The following is a 15681-nucleotide window of genomic DNA, read 5'->3' on the forward strand; positions in this document are numbered from 1 at the left end:
TCGTGGGTCTTGTCACGTTGTGTGAGGGGCGTTCGCTGGGGCTTCCAGAGTGGGGGTCGTGCCTAGGCATCGACGCGACCACGCTGAAGCACCTCATCCATCTTCGCATTCTTCGCGAAACGATATCGGGAGACTTCGTACTTTCGTTCGCAGGGATAGTCATTTTCTCTGATCGTGTTCTGTTCGCAAAGCCGAAGTTTGGCGACGAGATCGCTATCGATCTTGGTGGGCTCCTGAGAGTGCTGCGAGCGTACTTCACGCGAAGCGCGTCCCGTCGCCCTACTCTTGATTACACCCGCGATCCTGAGTTTGGAAGCGCCGACGTTCTTCGTGAGTTCGACGCTTTAATTGGGCTTCAAGAGTGGTTTTACGCGCACGGACTATATCGATCTGAGCAGACGCGCAGTAGCGATCGTGGTCGTCCACACTGGGTCAAGACAGTAGCTCGGGCTCCCGCGTTGGTTATGCAGGGATCTGTCGTCTATCCGTCGACCGTAGGGGTGCGGACCGAAGGAGTCCTCAACGACATTAGTGCCCTGCAGGCAAGCTTGCTGCGGTTACTCTTACTGCGATATGGCTTCCCGGTTCCCGCCGCCATCCGAAACGCGGAACTGGCAACAGGCGCGGCAATTGACAAATGGCCGCTTGATGAGGACGCCCGCAAGTATTACCAACGCCGGCTGCAGATTGAACAACGCAATGTATATCGCTCCGATACCTTGCGCCTGTTCAAAATTCTTCGAGAACTACTGGGCACGCAACTGGCCGAGCCAACAGCGCAGGCGCAAATTTATGGAACGACGGCGTTCTATAGCGTATGGGAAGACGCTTGTCGCACGGGAGTGGCGCAGGACTTAGATCCGGCGTCTGTCACTTCGATCGGACAGCCCACTTGGTGGGTTCCCGAGAGCGGTGGAAAGAGTCCTATTTCGCAGGGTCAAACACCCGATCTAATTGTTCTTCGCGATGAGTGGCTACTTGTACTCGACGCAAAGTACTACTTCCCATTCCCCCAGGGTCGACCGGGCGGCCCCGACATCATCAAGCAGGTCTACTACGCGGAGTCGCTGGGGCATACGGAAGGAAAGGTTCTATCTGTGTTCTTGCTGCCGCGGCCTGGAGCGAAAGCTCCGGAATTCTTGGGCTACGCCACAATTGAAGGCGCACAGCGTGCCTTCGATAGGGTCGAAGCGTGGGGCCTAGACCCGGAACTCCTGTTACGCGACTATCCGAACCTGTCACCCAGTCGCTCGAACTCCTTGATCGACTTCATCGTTGCCAGCCGCAGTCGTGTGAACGAACTTGTCGACCAGCCCCCAACGGGAGTTGGTAACTAGCGGGGATACACATTCCGAGTTCGCCCTGGCGATACGATTACGGCGAACACCGTGAAACAGGTATTCATTGACTAGGCCCTTCTGTTCGCCCACACGGCTCTGATAGTTCTTTCGTATTTCGAGTGCTGGCACTACCTCGGAGTGAGAAAACAAGTCAGAGTCATCGAAGAGAGTGCGCAACTCCTCAAGACCTTCATCCGTCGGCTCATCGACAGACGCCCAATGATTCCAGTGATTGCGCCCTCCGTAGTAGCTGAGGACGACATGGTCGGCGTCTATGTTCTCAATCAATCGACGGAGAGAAGTGACGAACTTGCGCCGATAGCAAAAGTCGCTTGCGAAATCGTCTTCAGGATGCTGGCCTCGCACATGTGAGAGGCCTGAAACGTACGCTTCGACATCCGAAAGAAAAGGATAGGCAGCCACAAAATTCAGGAAGTGATAATAGGCGCTGTACTGCCTGAAATTGTAAGGAGGGTCGAGATAGGCGATGTCGTGTCTTGCAAATACCCTTGCTACGTCGACAGCGTCAGCGTTAGCAATCTCACCAACTGGTTGTGAGCACGACACGAGTGGCACCCTTAGCTGAAAATTCTGTTCCGCATTGGGCCAAATTCGATCACGGTTGAAGTCATGAAACGTCCCATTGACGTTCGCAGTGATGACCACTTCCTCCAGAACCGCGGTCATTAATAGAAACACCTCATTACGCGTCAGCTGCCCATCCGCCCACCACTTCCTTATCGTCGCGAGGACGCCGTCTAGGAACAAGGCGTTCTGCCTCGAAAAATAATTTCGCGCGCCCTTTGCACCGCGCTGGCTTTCATACTTGGATCTACTTCCCCATTGAGTGAAGCAATCAGTAATTACCCCAGAGCTAGTGTTGCTCTCTCCGATTAACTGGAGCCTCACGAGAACATTCGCGAGTGCCGACAAGTCCACAAATGCTTCCGCAGCAGAGACATTTGGCAGGTACGCGTGGCCAAACCTCGCTACCGAGCGGGCGAGTTCGTGTTGCATGTGACGCATGCGAAACGCGTTGACTCTACGAGTGCGTACCGCTGAGAAGATCGGAGGCTCGTCTGTCCCCAAATAGGCTTGGGCCAAGACGTAGCTAAAACGATTGACGTCGCACGCAGCTGTCGTCCAACCCCGCCCCCGAAAATAGCGCGAGACGTTATTCGTCCCCGCAAAAACATCCGAAATTCGGTTTGCAGTTGGGATACGAGACTTGAAAAAGCCCTCGATCAGGGGAAGCAAGGAAGACTTGTTTCCGAGATACTTTTCCATTCATGCCTCGCAGATAATGAGTCTTTCAGCGTCGCTTCTAATGGTCGTGTTTTGAGCCTTTGCGTTCAGTTTCCTATGGCTATGTCCGGTAATTTCCATAACCGAGACTCGCCTGTAAGACCGGCCGGCCGTCGCAACCAAGTCCTTTAGGGGCATTAACCGAGCGCGCTGTCCTTCATTCTCGTCATAAGGCGAGTAGGACATGACAAGCGCCGCCCCGTGCTTCGCGGCACCAGAAAAGAGGTGAGCGAACGCCTGGGGTGCGGTCGATGGAACGCAAAAAAGCGACTGATGACGATCAGCTCGATACACCCCTCTCATAACTGCGATGCGCCCACTCTTCGTCATCTCAGCGAGCTTTGGCGAGTCCCGTAGAACTAGAGTCTCTAGGACATGGTAGAAGCGGGAGTAGTGATCAATCGTGTACGGCGGGTCAGCGTAGTACATCCGGCAACTTCGATCGCGCTCAACAAAGTCCAGTACGTCACCTCGAACGACGTCATGTCTACAAGGACCCGAGAGAGCTTGCTCTTGATAACGTGCCGCCCAGGCTTGAAACATGCCGATGGCATCGAATGCACGGTCGCGTAGCGCGCGACGCAGCAAGAGCGCAGGAACACTACCGTCCGCTTTCTTCAGTCGCATCGGCTGCGCAAACTGCTTACCAACGGTGTTTACGATCTCGCTCGCGGTGCTCAGTAGTACCGCCATTGCGTGGCGCTTGGACGACGCGTTCTTCAACATTCGTGCAGAGATATAGATTGCGTCTAAAGCAATAGCCTGCCTATAGGCGAAGTAGGGCCCGCCAAAATATCTCGTCGCAGTTAGGTCTCTCACCGTGAAGTCGCTCGCGTCCAGTTGGGCATTTGCCTGACTTAGAAGCCGGGACAGAGATGAGGGGCAGCTTTCGTGAGGACGTTGGTTATGGATGGCTAGCGAACCGAATTCCATCAGGTCAACAAGCTTTTCTGGATTCCCCGTCACAGCGTCCTGCAACGCTTCGCCCTCGACAGCGAGCAGCGGAGATAGGTGCATTTCGATCTGCGAAGCGATAGATCTTGCGCGCTCAATGAAGGTCCTGTGCGTCAGTCTCGCGTAGTCCTCAGCCCGTCCCTCTAACAAAGCGGTTGTTAACACCTCTGAAAACGCCTGCACATCCACAGCCGTCACAGGACGATCCCGCCCTATGAACGCGCTTACAACCCCGCTTCCAGCGAACAGATCGCCCACACGATCTGTCCCCGGAGCAACCTCTGCAACTACGGCGGCGATGGTTTCCGCCAACCGCTGTTTGCTGCCCAGATACTGGATTGGTCGAAACGCCGCCATTGGGGTTTTATTCGCGGGAGCAGATGATGCTAGGGCGGCAAGTTCAACCAAGCGCCGTCTCGCTGGCTGCGACCGTCCATTCTCCCAGTATCCGACCGTTATTTGAGTCACGCCGAATCGCCGTCCGAACTGCGCTTGGGTCTCTCCGAAACGAGCGCGCAGCTGGCGAATGTCGGATGAATTCATGAGATGTGTTATACAACACATCTACATTAGGCGGTAGTGGCCTGTTGGGTCGTCGCATCAAGGGGAGTCGTTTACGCGCGAGCGTGAAGCGCGGCGAGCGTAAAGGCGGCCAGGTCAGAGGTGGGCTATTCGGTCAGGGCTGCCGTCAGTCTCGACATCCCTGCGGAGACCCGTCGCGGCTGGATTACCTGCTTCCTAGGCCAGGTGCCGCGCGTTAGCGACCAGATCGGAGTAGCGCCACGCCACGGGCGAAAGGATTGGCAAAGCCGCAACCGAGCGTAGGGCTTCCTTTACGCTGTATCTAATGCTCGGGAATTTGCTACACCCGGTGTAGGACCGTTTCGGGGCGGGCCGGGAATCCGCGGGCCTCCTTCTGGGAAATGCGGTCAGATCCTCGCCACTCTGAAATTGCCTGATTCCAGTTCCCCTCACTCATTGATCGTATGGCTGCCCACGTCATAGTTGGAGGTGCTTTACCTTCGGCAAGGCGAGCGACAAGGTCAGGTGGTACGCGCAAGCACTTCAGTCCTCGTGTGACGTGGGCACCCGCAATACCCGTCCTATGGACGATCTCCTCTGCCGAGAAATGCTCGCCGGTCGTTAGCGCCCTGGCCCATGCCCGCCCCTGTGCAATCGCCATGAGTAGGGTTTTGTGTCCAGGGGTTAGGGCTGCAGCAATCGGGACTGTTGATTCTTCGAGGATGCGGGTTTCCCCCGCCGCCTTCATCAGGTTTGCATCGACAGCCTTAACTAAACGACCCTTTCGTCCAGCCTCCGTTCGACCTGCTGAGGCGGTCGTTTTCAGGAGTAAGGCAGCGAGCTGCTCTGGTCCTGCGGAGAGTTCGACGTGTCGCTCGTCGACGACCACTCGGGCACCCACTTTGAATAGGAGCTCGCGTTGCTTGGATCCGCTCAGTGTCTTCCAACGCTCAGCGAGTTGCTCAGCCGCTCTTCGCAGCGCCGCGCTGTCATCAGGCCCTTCAATCTTAAGTTGCAGATCCAAGTCGCGGGCGGTCAGCAAGGCCAGCCACTGCTCGGTCGCAATGCGCTCCAAATCAAACGCCGGCAGACAAAGCCGTTTGATGGCGTCGCCGCCGGCTTCGCACTCCCCAGGGCGCAGGAGGTAGTAGCGATAACGCTTGCCGCCCTTCGAAGTGTGGACTGGCATCAGCCTGTGCCCGTGAGGATCAACCACGAGGCTCGCGAGAAGGCTCGGGTTGCGGGTGTTCGTGCCCAGCTTCCTGGTATGCCGTTTGGATGCAAGCTGGGCTTGGACCTTCTCCCAGAGAGCGGCCGGCACAATGGCCGGATGTTGACCAGGGAACCACTCGCCTGCGTGATGCGTCTCCCCTCGGTATAGGCGCTGGTTGAGGATGGCGTACAACCCACCGCGCGAGAACGATGCTGAGGTTGTGGAGCCGCCCCGCTGCAAGCGAACTCGGCCGCGGGTGCCGGCGGCATCCAACTCGCGCTTCAGGGCTTGGACACATCCGAGTACTAGATAGCGCTCGTAGATGCGCGTGACCAAGTCCGACTCCTCAGGGTCTACGACCAGCTTCTTCTCGAGCAAGCCATAGCCCAGCGGGGCGTTCCCACCCATCCACATGCCCTTACGCTTCGAGGCTGCGATCTTGTCCCGGATGCGTTCACCGGTGACCTCGCGTTCGAACTGTGCAAATGACAGCAACACGTTCAGCGTCAAGCGCCCCATGGAAGAGGTTGTGTTGAAGTGTTGGGTGACCGAGACGAACGAGGTCTCGTGCTGGTCAAAGACTTCAACCAGTTTGGAAAAGTCCATCAAGGAGCGCGTCAGGCGATCGATTTTGTAGACCACCACCAGATCGATCAGGCCCGCTTTGATATCCGCCATCAGGCGCTGCAGGGCAGGGCGGGTCAGGTTGCCTCCGGAGAACCCGCCATCGTCATAGTGGGTGGGCATGACCTTCCAGCCCTCATGCCGCTGACTGGCGGCATACGCCTCACAGGCCTCTCGCTGGGCATCCAAGGAGTTGAAGGCCTGATCGAGCCCCTCTTCGGATGATTTACGGGTGTAGATGGCGCAGCGAACGGCACCTCCATCGCCTTTTTGCATCAGGTGGCCGCCTTCGCAGAGGCCACCTTTTTCAACCCAAAGAACACTGGCCCAGACCAGGGGGTTCCCGTGATTTCCCGGGCAATGACCGAAAGGCTGCCGTAGGTCTTGCCCTCGTAGACAAAACCCGGGTCCGCGACGGTCACGGTGTACGTCTTGCCCTGCCAAGCGCGCAGGAGACGAGTACCGGGTTTCAGCCGGCGCATGGGGCGGGGACGGCCTGTGGGCCCTGACCCCGGCGCTTGGGGAGCAGCGTCGCGAGATAGGCCTCCACTGGCGCCGATAGGCCGCCGTGCGCGACTTCCTGGGCATGAAAGCGAAGCAGTAACGCGGCCACCGGGCGGCGCATCTTGGGAGAGAGGGGGCGGTTGAAGGCGGCCTGCCAAGCCGCCGCCAGCTCGGGGCGGCTAGCAAGGGGTGAGGCCGGTGATTCTTGGGGCTTGTGTACGTGTGTTCGGCTGGTTGGCATGGCGATCTCCTTTCCACCATGCACGCTCTGGTCGGGCATAGAGTCAAGTCAAAAAAGAGACCAGCGCCAGCTTAGAGACCAAAGATCTCTTGAGCCCGATTTGACAGCAGAAAATGGTCGAACTCGTGCAGGTGAGACGGCAGCTTGTCCTTCCGAGGGGCGGGGCGGGGGTCGGTACGCATGTAGAAGTGGACTCGGCCACTCGATCTTTGCTGCGCATGCGAGAGAAGCTCGCCATGGGTCAGCAGCCAGACCATTTCGGTAGATAAATCCACCAATGCGACCAGTTGGGCAGGCGAGGCCTCCGGAACCCACCAGTCCAAAGCAAGTTTGCCGCGACCCCCTCCGGGCTTCGCCTTGAGATTCGCTTTGACCTGGATGGTGAGGGCAGTCTGCAGCTTAGGTGCGTACACGACCAGGTCGATACCGGTGTCCGTGCTCATCGGTGCGGACTCGATGCCCAGCAACAAGAGCCGGTATTGCACGAGCAGCTCGCCACACTTGCCGATCTGGGCGGGCTTGAGCGACGTCGGAATCGAAGTTGGCATCGTGGCGAACAGTATCCTAAATTGGGATAAACCCGGGTTGGGATTACTAGGTAGGTCGGTTCCCGCTCCGGCCTACCACCTTGAAGTCGATCTACCAGGATGCTTACCAGAGCTTGTTGACACTCTTGGTCGAGGCCCGAAACACCAGTGGCCTCACCCAGCAGCAGGTCGCCGACAAGCTAGGGCGGCCCCAATCTTTCATTTCTAAGATCGAGAACGGGGATCGCCGACTTGATGTCATCGAGTTCTTGGAAATCTGCCGCCTGCTCGACACCGATCCACATGCTCTCCTGAAGCGCATCGACGGGACACGTAAACGCCGGTGACCTAGGTGCAATGCACGCTCTAACGGCGCGCACAGTCAAGACCTGGTAGCAGTGGTTTTCTAGCGGGGAATTTCGCGTTGCGGAAGGCGCGTTTTGACGCTCGAAGGCGGCGCAAGCTTGTGTCTGCGTGGATGCGGAAGGCTCGCCTAACCTCTTCTGGTAATGCCAGTCACTACAAGTTTCATCGCGATGGGCACACGGTCAAACTAAATACCCAGATTTATGCCCCCGGCCAGAGCGATCTGAGGGGGTGGGGAAAAGGACCTCGCTGCCTAGAGTGGTCATTGACGTCAATCGCGTGGAAATGTACATTTAAACGATGAAGGATCCATTCAAAACTCGTCCACTCTCATTCGGGCAGGTCGTGTATGCGATCTCGGGTTCAGCGCAGCCAAGCCCCGTCCTGATTGATCGACTGCGTTACCTAAGCCGGTTGGGCATTCCCTTTGCGCCTGAGGAAGCCACTGGAAGCGGGAATCGACGGGGCTACACATTCGATCATTTGTTTGAATGTGGTGTAGCGATCGTTGCCTGGGACTTCGTGAAACCAAGGGACCTCCAGCAGATCGTCGCGAATCATCGAACAGCGCTGCGCAAAGTGGGGCGCGATACGTTGTCGCTGATCGGGCCCGAGTGGGGGCGTTCGTGGTCAATCCCGAGCCGGACCGTATGCCTGGCGATGATCGCCGTATCGTCCTGACAGATCGGCATGATCCAGAACCATGCACGTTCTATCTGCTGGAAGGCGCTGACCGAAAGCCTGGAAGATCTACCGTGCATGCCCTTCATCGACTTCCGCATACAGCAAGAATCACGGGGCGTCACATTGCGCTCAAGTCGCTCGTCGCGACGCTCGTATTTCGGGGCATGGAGGCGCCGGAGACAAAACCCGGGCGCCAGTAATATTGGGCCATATAAATGTAAAACGACATACGAAGGAGACGCACATGGCTAGTCAGTCCTTGAACATTGAACAACGCAGCATCGATAGCTTCACCCCTTGGGCAGGCAACCCACGGAGCCACTCAGACAAGCAGCTCGCCCAGCTCGCGAAGAGCATCCAGACCTTTGGGTTCAATTGTCCGGTACTTATCGACGCAAACAACAATGTCATCGCCGGTCACGGCCGGCTCCTGGCGGCGCGCCAGCTAGGGTGGACGCAAGTGCCCGCCATTGCTCTGGAACACCTAACGCCCCAGCAAGTGCAGGCCTACAGGATTGCGGACAACCGGCTCACCGACCTCTCTGAGTGGGACGACGCTCTGCTGGCAGGTGAATTGAAAGCCCTGCATGAGGCCGATCTCGACTTTGACCTCACCGCGATCGGCTTCGAGCTGCCGGAGATTGATCTGCGTATCCAGAGCTTGTCGCTGGATGGGACGGAGGCGCCTACGCCGCCGACGCCCTCCCATGGCGAGACAGTCACTCAGCTGGGCGATCTTTGGTTGCTGGGAAAGCACCGCATGGTTTGTGGCAACGCGTTGGATGCAGCGGCCTACGCCGTGCTCTTGGCTGGGGAGCGAGCAGATCTGGTCATCTCAGATCTACCATTCAACCGCTCGGTGACTCGCGACCTGAGCCACAACGGCAAGGTCCAGCACGACGAATTCCCGATGGCTAGTGGCGAGATGACATCAGCCGAATTCACGAGTTTTCTGGCGCAAACCTTCGGCCAGGTGCAGGCGCATTTGGTGGATGGCGCTTTGGTCTATGCATTCATGGACTGGCGTGGAATGACCGAGATCCTGACCGCCGGCCAAGCGCTTGCGTGGGAGCTGAAGAACCTGGTGGTCTGGAACAAGGGCGTTGGCGGGATGGGCTCGTTCTATCGCAGCCAGCACGAGCTGATCTTTCTCCTCAAGGCCGGCCGAGGTAAGCACACCAACAATGTCCAGTTGGGCCGGTTCGGCCGCAACCGGACCAATGTTTGGGACTACCCAGGATCGAATGCGTTCTCGCGTCAGGGTGCGGAAGGCGAACTGCTCAAACTGCATCCCACGATCAAGCCCTTGGAATTGATCGCCGATGCCATCCTGGACGCCTCTGAGCGAGATGGCGTGGTGCTGGATCCCTTCGTGGGGAGCGGCACCGCGCTCCTGGCGTGTGAAAAGACGGGGCGTCGGGGGCGCGCCATTGAGCTGGACCCGCGCTATGTGGACCTCACCGTCCTGCGCTGGGAACACATGACTGGCCAGAAAGCCGTCCATGCCGAGACGGGTTTGAGCCGGGATGCACTGCGCGACTCGCGTGCCGAAGGAGGTGCGTCGTGACGGACTACGACGTTGGCTACCGGAAGCCACCGAAGTCGAGCCAGTTCCAGAAGGGGCGGTCCGGCAATCCCAAGGGCCGCCCAAAGGGGACGCTCAACTTGGCTACGGCATTCAATCGTGCGCTCAGCGAGAAGATCGAAGTCGTTGAAAACGGTCGTAAGCGCAAGATGACGAAGCTGGAGGTGGCGGTCACCGCGATGGTGAATCGTGCCGTCAAAGGCGACGCCAAAGCGATGCAGCAGATGCTTGTCTTGTCTCCGCTCGTGGGGCTGGAAAGCGCGCCTGCCGGTCAACTTCCCGAGACCGATGCCATGGTGTTGAAGGGCCTGCTGGAGTCTTTGCACGCAGGAGAGCTGCCATGACAATCTCAGTAGAGCAGTACAACGCATTGCTACGTCAGGATCTTGGGCTCTTCATTCGGCGTACCTTTGCGCACCTCGATCCGCAGACAACGTATGCGCACAACTGGCATATCGATCTATTGGCAGATCGACTTATGCAAGTAGCCGACGGCAAGATCAAGCGCTTGATCATCAACGTGCCGCCTCGAAGCCTGAAGTCGATCATGGCCTCGATTGCGTTTCCCGCCTGGCTGCTCGGTCGAGAGCCAACGAAGCGGGTCATCTGCGCAAGCTACGGGCAGGATCTGGCCACAAAGCTGGGGCGAGATTGCCACGCGGTCATTAGCTCGGATTGGTATAAAACCGCGTTCCCGACGCGCCTCATGACCAGTCGCAGCCCCATCGCAGATTTCGAAACCCTGCAGCGAGGAGGGCGCTTGGCAACCTCAGTCGGTGGCGTGCTGACAGGGCGTGGCGGTGAAGTTCTGATCATTGATGATCCGGTCAAACCGGATGAGGCGATGTCCGACAGTCAGCGCAAAGTCGCCAACGAGTGGTTTGACAACACCCTGTACAGCCGCCTCAACAACAAAACCACCGGTGCAATCATCATCATCATGCAGCGGCTGCATCTCGACGATCTGGTCGGGCACGTCTTAGAGAAAGAAGGCTGGGAGGTCGTCAGTCTGCCCGCGATTGCGATCGAAGATGAGACATGGAAGTACCAAGTACTGACCAAACCCCGGGTGTACGTGCGTGCGGCGGGCGAGGCACTGCATCCGAACCATGAGACGCCCGAGGCACTCGCGGCGCTCAGAAGCACGCTCGGTGAGTATGCGTTCTCCGCACAGTATCAACAGAGCCCTGTGCCTATGGGGGGCGGTTTTATCAAGGAGGCGTGGTTGCAGCGCTATACAGACAAGACGAAGCCGAAGTCCTTTGAATACATCATGCAGAGCTGGGACACGGCCAACAAGGCGTCTGAGGTCGCGGACTACAGCGTCTGTACGACGTGGGGTATCAAGGACAAGAAGATGTATTTGCTCGAAGTGATTCGCGAGCGTCTTGAATACCCAGAGCTCAAAAAACTGGTGCTCTTGAACCGGGACAAGTGGGATGCGAGGCACGTACTGATTGAAGACAAGGCATCAGGCGTGCAGTTGATTCAAGAACTCCAGCGAACAAGCTACAAGATCATAGGCATCAAGTGCGCCGGTGAGAAAGCGATGCGGGTGCTGGAGCAGACACCTGCGATTGAAGCGGGCAAAGTTTTGTTCCCGGAAGCAGCCCCTTGGCTCAATGGCTTCTTGAACGAGGTGCTGACGTTTCCGTTCGGGAAATATGACGATCAAGTGGATTCAATGGCGCAGGCGATCAAGTGGATCGAGACCCATATTGAGTACGCCACACGCATTGATGTGAGGTGGCCGTAGCGGTACTGATAGCCAGGGGCTTCGGCAAGTGAAAATCAATGCTACGTGCCCAAGGTCGTGAAGCGGTCTCGGCTTGAACGAAGTGTTAGAGCGCGGGAAAAAGCATGTCGAATAGCTGCTGCCAGTTGAGAGGACCTTGGAACTGGCTCACGCGTACATTGCGGTAGTTCTCGCGGATTTTTCGTGTTCCGTCAGGTGCTCGTCTCCCAGGAGACTTCGAGACGACGAAACTAGCGATATCTGGCATGGGTTCGATGGGAGTCGTGCCGCCGTAGAAGCGGAAGCTTGATAGCGAAAGATCATTGAGACCATGCGACATAAGGACGACGCATGCTCCTGGGAGCAAAGCAAATGGAGCGCGGACGGAGACATGCGAGGGTGTCTTCTCGGCATGAGCTTGCTTGAGTTGAACGTAGCGGAGTTGGTTCTCGCACGCCAGGATGATGTCAAAACCTGCGTCGTCAACCTCCGAATTGAAAACCTGAAGCGAGCGCTCGGGATCTCGTTGCCAGAGCAAAGATGAAAGGCCCGCAACCAAGGCGTGACAGAGCACGTTTTCAACGTAGCTTGATCGCTCCGCTAGCGCCTTAATTCGTACATCGCGCGAGACATCATTCATTCGGTCTAAAACCTGAATCAAGCGGGACCGGTTTGCGGCCTTGGGCAGGTGAAAATTTATAGCACTTGCATGAGGCCGCGAAGCGATGGCGCAAGAGATCAAATGAGTGGGGACGCATGTGGAGTATGCGACATCACTCAATGTTCGCTGGGTGTATTGAGGCTGGAGACGTGTTTCGAAAGCTTTAGGGCTGTTACAGCTTCGCAGTTATGAAAGCATCAGTAGCGCCGACAAGATCTCGGATAAAGCGGATGTGCTTTCGCAAGTCTTCGCGAGTTACTGCGTGCGGGGTCGGTTGCCCAGCGATAGGGCGCCAGGAGCGGTGCGCAATGTCTCCTCGCTTTCGGGCAAGTTTATTGAGCTCGCTTCGTGCTCGGACAGGATCGTAGTGGTTCCAGACCCAGCCTTCCGTGATGTCGATGCAAAGTACTTGTCGAAGATTGCCCGGATGCGGTCGGTGCTAGGCGTGTGGAAAAACTTAAGATCATTCTCTAAGGATGACTTATAGAACTTGGATAGACGGCTTGCGTCTGACCCGAGACCCGCCACTGCGTTGGCAGCCTCGACAACTCGATCTTCGACGTAGGTCTCTAGCGCTGCGAGCGCCATGACTAGGCTTGCGCGCTTGAGAACCTCGGCGTCAGGCCGCGGGGGCTGGCTGTTGATTGAGTCAAAGTGAGCCAGCAGGTCAACGGCGTCCTGAATGGCATGCTCGAATGATTCTAAGGCGGTTGAATTCATACGCAATCTCAAACATCTCAAGGATCTCTGACCTTCGCTTGTGACGAACAGCCCGAGGGATTAGACGGAGTGAAGAGCAAACGTCTCCCGATATCAATAGTGTGCGTCAGGGCGCCCGCACCGTGTGGTGCGCCAGGATTCCACGCAGCCACTCTTCGGACTCAGGATATTGCTCGGCCGGAAGGACAAACTCTTGCCCTTTGGCGACGCTCTGGAGCTCACAATTGTCGGCCCCAATGACCACCGATCTAGGCGCTGATGATAGGAAAGTGCTTGACGATTCGTTGTGGGATAGAACCATCGGGGCAGCTGCCAGGCGCTGCGAGATTTGCCGGGGGCGGTTAATCGCAGTGGGTCCCGCAGATGAGGAAAGAGACCGCCACCTGAGATCTGAGGCACAAAGCGTGAGCGCTCGCTGGCGATATAGAGAGTGTTAGCTCTGTGGGTGTAGTGCGCGGGGCTAGCAACGTGCGGGTGATTCCCAATCCAGGGGTACTGGTGCATGGCGCGGTCACGATCAATGACTACCGCTAGAACGTCCCCGACCTCTAGCCATCCAAACAGCACATGGAGGTGAGGGGCATTTCGAGCGTACCGCCACTGTCCCTGCACATTTTCGACTTGTCGAAACCACCCAAAGAACAAGAACACGTCACCGACGCCGACCTTCTGTGACGCAAGATGGCTCTGTGCTGCGCCCGTCTGCCCGAGCGAGGGGCGCCAGCCCGGTAGTTGGAGATCAGGCCGGCGATTCAAATCTGGGTCGAGATGAATGGTGGTCGCCAGTGAATGTCGCCCTTGGCTTAGATCAGAGATCAGCGCGCCCAGGTCAACTCCATCTACCGCAAGATCCTGCATGCGAAAGACGTCATGCGATGAGGGAATGGGTAGGGGAAGCAGTCGTCCATCAGGAAGAATGGGGCTCGGCATCCCACCGTACTGGCTGTCAAAGCCCTTCCTTGAAAAGATGATCCGGCCATCAAAGCCGGATGACTCCGCCGGGTGCAAGTGAGTAGGCGACCTACGCTGGGGTGAACAGGAAGGCATGGGTCGATCGACCTTTGCCTTTTGGTGTTTGGCACTCGTCGAACCAGGCTCCGCCACGGAAACGGCAGGAGCGATGACTTTCGCATCAATGGGCATGCCATGACGACCCGTTGGCCAGCTGCGCAACCAGCCAACTAGCTTGCGGACATCGTCCTTTTTTCGGTTGACGTGAATGGCATGCCCTTGAGTGGTATGCACAAGGTGCAGGAGTTCATTAGGAAGCGGAACGCTGTTGGCACCGAAGTACCAAAACCGTTCGCTTAGTAGTACATATCGACCACTAATGTCCCTTTGGGCATTGTCGGGTGTGTGAACAACGTTAGGTACCTGCTGCAAGCCGCCATAAGGATCAGGCTTGTAGATGTTGTCGGGTGGTGAGGCATGTCCAGGTTTGCGTGCGGCGAACCGCGGATCTTCCCAGTACTCGCTCAAGGTGAGACGCTCAGAGACCTGCATTGCGTATAGGACCTCGCCGGGGTGCTTGGACCGGAAGCCCACGATCCAATCTCCCACCTGCGCACTGGCGCGGATCTTGGGTTTACAGATCGCAAGCGAGCACAAGCCGTCGTAAGGTCGAGGCGCAGTCCCACCGTCATAGGCCACCACATAGCGATAGATTCGTGTATCTGGCGAGGCAGACTCAGGAGCCATTTCTATTTCCAACCCAGAATGGGGCTGCACGTGAATGAGATACCAGGAAAGAAGGTGTAGACAGGGTCTGTCATGGCACCAAAGGCACCTGTCCATGAGGGTCTGGAGAAAAATCCGGGTACAGAGATCTTCCTCGTAGGGTGACGGGATCAAAGCTAAAAGCATGCTCCAGTGGACTATCGCTACAACGTCCGATCAATCGCCCGGGGAACGCTTCGCCGCCGTCAGCGATCTCCACGTCGCCCGAGCAAATCGAGCACGAGGCGTGATGCCTTACGAGCTGGAACCAGCCACCTGCCAGCTTGCTCTTCGCATCGCGCACTAGTTTGAATTGGCCATGGAATTGGTCGTAGGCAAGCAATATGTCATTCGCAATGGTGACTCTGTCAGCTGGAAGCCGGATGAGGGGCCTCATGGCCTGCACCCAGAGGTAGCTCAAGGCGGCTGCTGTCAGAAGGTAGGAAAGGTCGCCGGCACTTAAAGGCCGTGATCCTCGCATCGTAACGAAGGCCACGAACCAGAGCAGGAGCAGAGCCAATGCTTCAAGGATGGTGGCGCCGACGAGCAGATAGCCGCGCCAGCTCCTCATTCGAAATGGCTGCTTCCCAAGAATGGGACGTAGCCACCAGGCGGCCTTCGCGGGTTCAACTTGGTATTCAACTAGCCCTGAGGTCGCGGTCCTCGATTCGGGGTAAAGACGATCGTCGGAGGTGTCATCTATCGCTGGCAGTGGCAGGAAGTCCAATCGATAGAGCGTCGTATTTCCGCGCCCACCACCGGTCTGCAGGGTGAGCTGTGGGATGACGGAGAGCTCCGCGTGGCGGCAGGCTTGTTCCAGGGACGCTTGCCGCGCATCCCACCACCGGCGGACCTCGGCGCTCGGGAGCCAGCGAGAGGCCGGTGTCTCAGGCATTCGTCCGCCGTACTTGTCGTAGTAGTACTTGCGTAGCGTATCCGCGTCCAGGGCGGGGCTGGCATGTCCCCCTGCAGGTAGCTTGCGGT

The 15681-nt window shown here is 57.5% G+C and carries 14 protein-coding genes and 1 pseudogene; 6 read left to right on the forward strand and 9 right to left on the reverse strand.

The genetic code is table 11. The features are described 5' to 3' along the window. Positions 1 to 2 precede the first annotated feature (2 nt). Complete coding sequence (locus H9L16_RS08365) at positions 3 to 1337, forward strand: LlaJI family restriction endonuclease (protein WP_187551286.1); 1335 nt, start codon at positions 3 to 5, stop codon at positions 1335 to 1337. Here the strand turns inward: H9L16_RS08365 and H9L16_RS08370 are convergent. The 5 genes from H9L16_RS08370 to H9L16_RS08390 form a co-directional block, all read right to left on the reverse strand. Continuing rightward, complete coding sequence (locus tag H9L16_RS08370) at positions 1239 to 2627, reverse strand: DNA adenine methylase (RefSeq protein ID WP_187551287.1); 1389 nt, start codon at positions 2625 to 2627, stop codon at positions 1239 to 1241. The two genes, H9L16_RS08365 and H9L16_RS08370, sit on opposite strands and share 99 nt — an antisense overlap. Further along, the gene (locus H9L16_RS08375) at positions 2628 to 4142 is read right to left on the reverse strand and encodes a DNA adenine methylase (RefSeq protein ID WP_187551288.1); all 1515 of its coding nucleotides are present in this window, start codon (positions 4140 to 4142) and stop codon (positions 2628 to 2630) included. 319 nt (positions 4143 to 4461) lie between these two features. Beyond that, positions 4462 to 6234, reverse strand: a complete 1773-nt coding sequence (locus tag H9L16_RS08380) for a recombinase family protein (protein ID WP_187551289.1) — start codon at positions 6232 to 6234, stop codon at positions 4462 to 4464. Further along, positions 6234 to 6440, reverse strand: a complete 207-nt coding sequence (locus H9L16_RS08385; RefSeq protein WP_187551290.1) for a DUF2924 domain-containing protein — start codon at positions 6438 to 6440, stop codon at positions 6234 to 6236. Before H9L16_RS08385 ends, H9L16_RS08380 begins: the two co-directional genes overlap by 1 nt. A gap of 334 nt (positions 6441 to 6774) precedes the next feature. Continuing rightward, a complete protein-coding gene (locus tag H9L16_RS08390; RefSeq protein ID WP_187551291.1) occupies positions 6775 to 7251 on the reverse strand; it encodes a hypothetical protein in 477 nt (158 codons plus the stop codon). A gap of 80 nt (positions 7252 to 7331) precedes the next feature. Between H9L16_RS08390 and H9L16_RS08395 the strand changes: the two genes are divergently transcribed. From H9L16_RS08395 to terL, 5 genes are all read left to right on the forward strand, one after another. After that, a complete protein-coding gene (locus tag H9L16_RS08395; RefSeq protein ID WP_187551292.1) occupies positions 7332 to 7577 on the forward strand; it encodes a helix-turn-helix domain-containing protein in 246 nt (81 codons plus the stop codon). Positions 7578 to 7896: 319 nt separating this feature from the next. Further along, entirely contained in the window at positions 7897 to 8277 is a 381-nt protein-coding gene (locus H9L16_RS08400) for a hypothetical protein (RefSeq protein WP_187551293.1), read from the forward strand. Positions 8278 to 8524: 247 nt separating this feature from the next. After that, positions 8525 to 9847 carry a site-specific DNA-methyltransferase gene (locus H9L16_RS08405; RefSeq protein WP_187551294.1) on the forward strand — a complete coding sequence of 441 codons (1323 nt, stop codon included), beginning with the start codon at positions 8525 to 8527 and terminating at the stop codon, positions 9845 to 9847. Next, positions 9844 to 10209: a DUF5681 domain-containing protein gene (locus tag H9L16_RS08410; RefSeq protein ID WP_187551295.1), complete on the forward strand. Its 366-nt coding sequence runs from the start codon at positions 9844 to 9846 to the stop codon at positions 10207 to 10209. Before H9L16_RS08405 ends, H9L16_RS08410 begins: the two co-directional genes overlap by 4 nt. Then, positions 10206 to 11621, forward strand: a complete 1416-nt coding sequence (gene terL / locus H9L16_RS08415) for a phage terminase large subunit (RefSeq protein WP_187551296.1) — start codon at positions 10206 to 10208, stop codon at positions 11619 to 11621. Before H9L16_RS08410 ends, terL begins: the two co-directional genes overlap by 4 nt. 85 nt (positions 11622 to 11706) lie before the next feature. Here terL and H9L16_RS08420 read toward each other — a convergent pair whose 3' ends face one another. The 4 genes and pseudogenes from H9L16_RS08420 to H9L16_RS08440 form a co-directional block, all read right to left on the reverse strand. Further along, positions 11707 to 12240 carry a hypothetical protein gene (locus tag H9L16_RS08420; protein WP_187551297.1) on the reverse strand — a complete coding sequence of 178 codons (534 nt, stop codon included), beginning with the start codon at positions 12238 to 12240 and terminating at the stop codon, positions 11707 to 11709. A 193-nt stretch (positions 12241 to 12433) separates the two neighbouring features. Further along, positions 12434 to 12981, reverse strand: a pseudogene (locus H9L16_RS16510) (HEPN domain-containing protein). 93 nt (positions 12982 to 13074) lie between these two features. Continuing rightward, entirely contained in the window at positions 13075 to 14844 is a 1770-nt protein-coding gene (locus H9L16_RS16515; protein WP_425507185.1) for an Nmad3 family putative nucleotide modification protein, read from the reverse strand. Further along, positions 14750 to 15592, reverse strand: coding sequence for a hypothetical protein (locus H9L16_RS08440; RefSeq protein WP_187551298.1), 843 nt, complete (start codon positions 15590 to 15592; stop codon positions 14750 to 14752). Before H9L16_RS08440 ends, H9L16_RS16515 begins: the two co-directional genes overlap by 95 nt. Positions 15593 to 15681 lie beyond the last annotated feature (89 nt).

This window comes from Thermomonas carbonis (assembly GCF_014396975.1).
GTDB classification, from domain to species: domain Bacteria; phylum Pseudomonadota; class Gammaproteobacteria; order Xanthomonadales; family Xanthomonadaceae; genus Thermomonas; species Thermomonas carbonis.

Coding starts and splice junctions, on each gene's coding strand:
- H9L16_RS16515 (WP_425507185.1), bottom strand. CDS start 14,844: ATGCTTTTAGCTTTGATCCCGTCACCCTACGAGGAAGATCTCTGTACC.
- H9L16_RS08420 (WP_187551297.1), bottom strand. CDS start 12,240: ATGAATGATGTCTCGCGCGATGTACGAATTAAGGCGCTAGCGGAGCGA.
- H9L16_RS08385 (WP_187551290.1), bottom strand. CDS start 6,440: ATGCGCCGGCTGAAACCCGGTACTCGTCTCCTGCGCGCTTGGCAGGGC.
- H9L16_RS08405 (WP_187551294.1), top strand. CDS start 8,525: ATGGCTAGTCAGTCCTTGAACATTGAACAACGCAGCATCGATAGCTTC.
- H9L16_RS08370 (WP_187551287.1), bottom strand. CDS start 2,627: ATGGAAAAGTATCTCGGAAACAAGTCTTCCTTGCTTCCCCTGATCGAG.
- H9L16_RS08375 (WP_187551288.1), bottom strand. CDS start 4,142: ATGAATTCATCCGACATTCGCCAGCTGCGCGCTCGTTTCGGAGAGACC.
- H9L16_RS08390 (WP_187551291.1), bottom strand. CDS start 7,251: ATGCCAACTTCGATTCCGACGTCGCTCAAGCCCGCCCAGATCGGCAAG.
- H9L16_RS08440 (WP_187551298.1), bottom strand. CDS start 15,592: ATGCCTGAGACACCGGCCTCTCGCTGGCTCCCGAGCGCCGAGGTCCGC.
- terL (WP_187551296.1), top strand. CDS start 10,206: ATGACAATCTCAGTAGAGCAGTACAACGCATTGCTACGTCAGGATCTT.
- H9L16_RS08380 (WP_187551289.1), bottom strand. CDS start 6,234: ATGCAAAAAGGCGATGGAGGTGCCGTTCGCTGCGCCATCTACACCCGT.
- H9L16_RS08400 (WP_187551293.1), top strand. CDS start 7,897: ATGAAGGATCCATTCAAAACTCGTCCACTCTCATTCGGGCAGGTCGTG.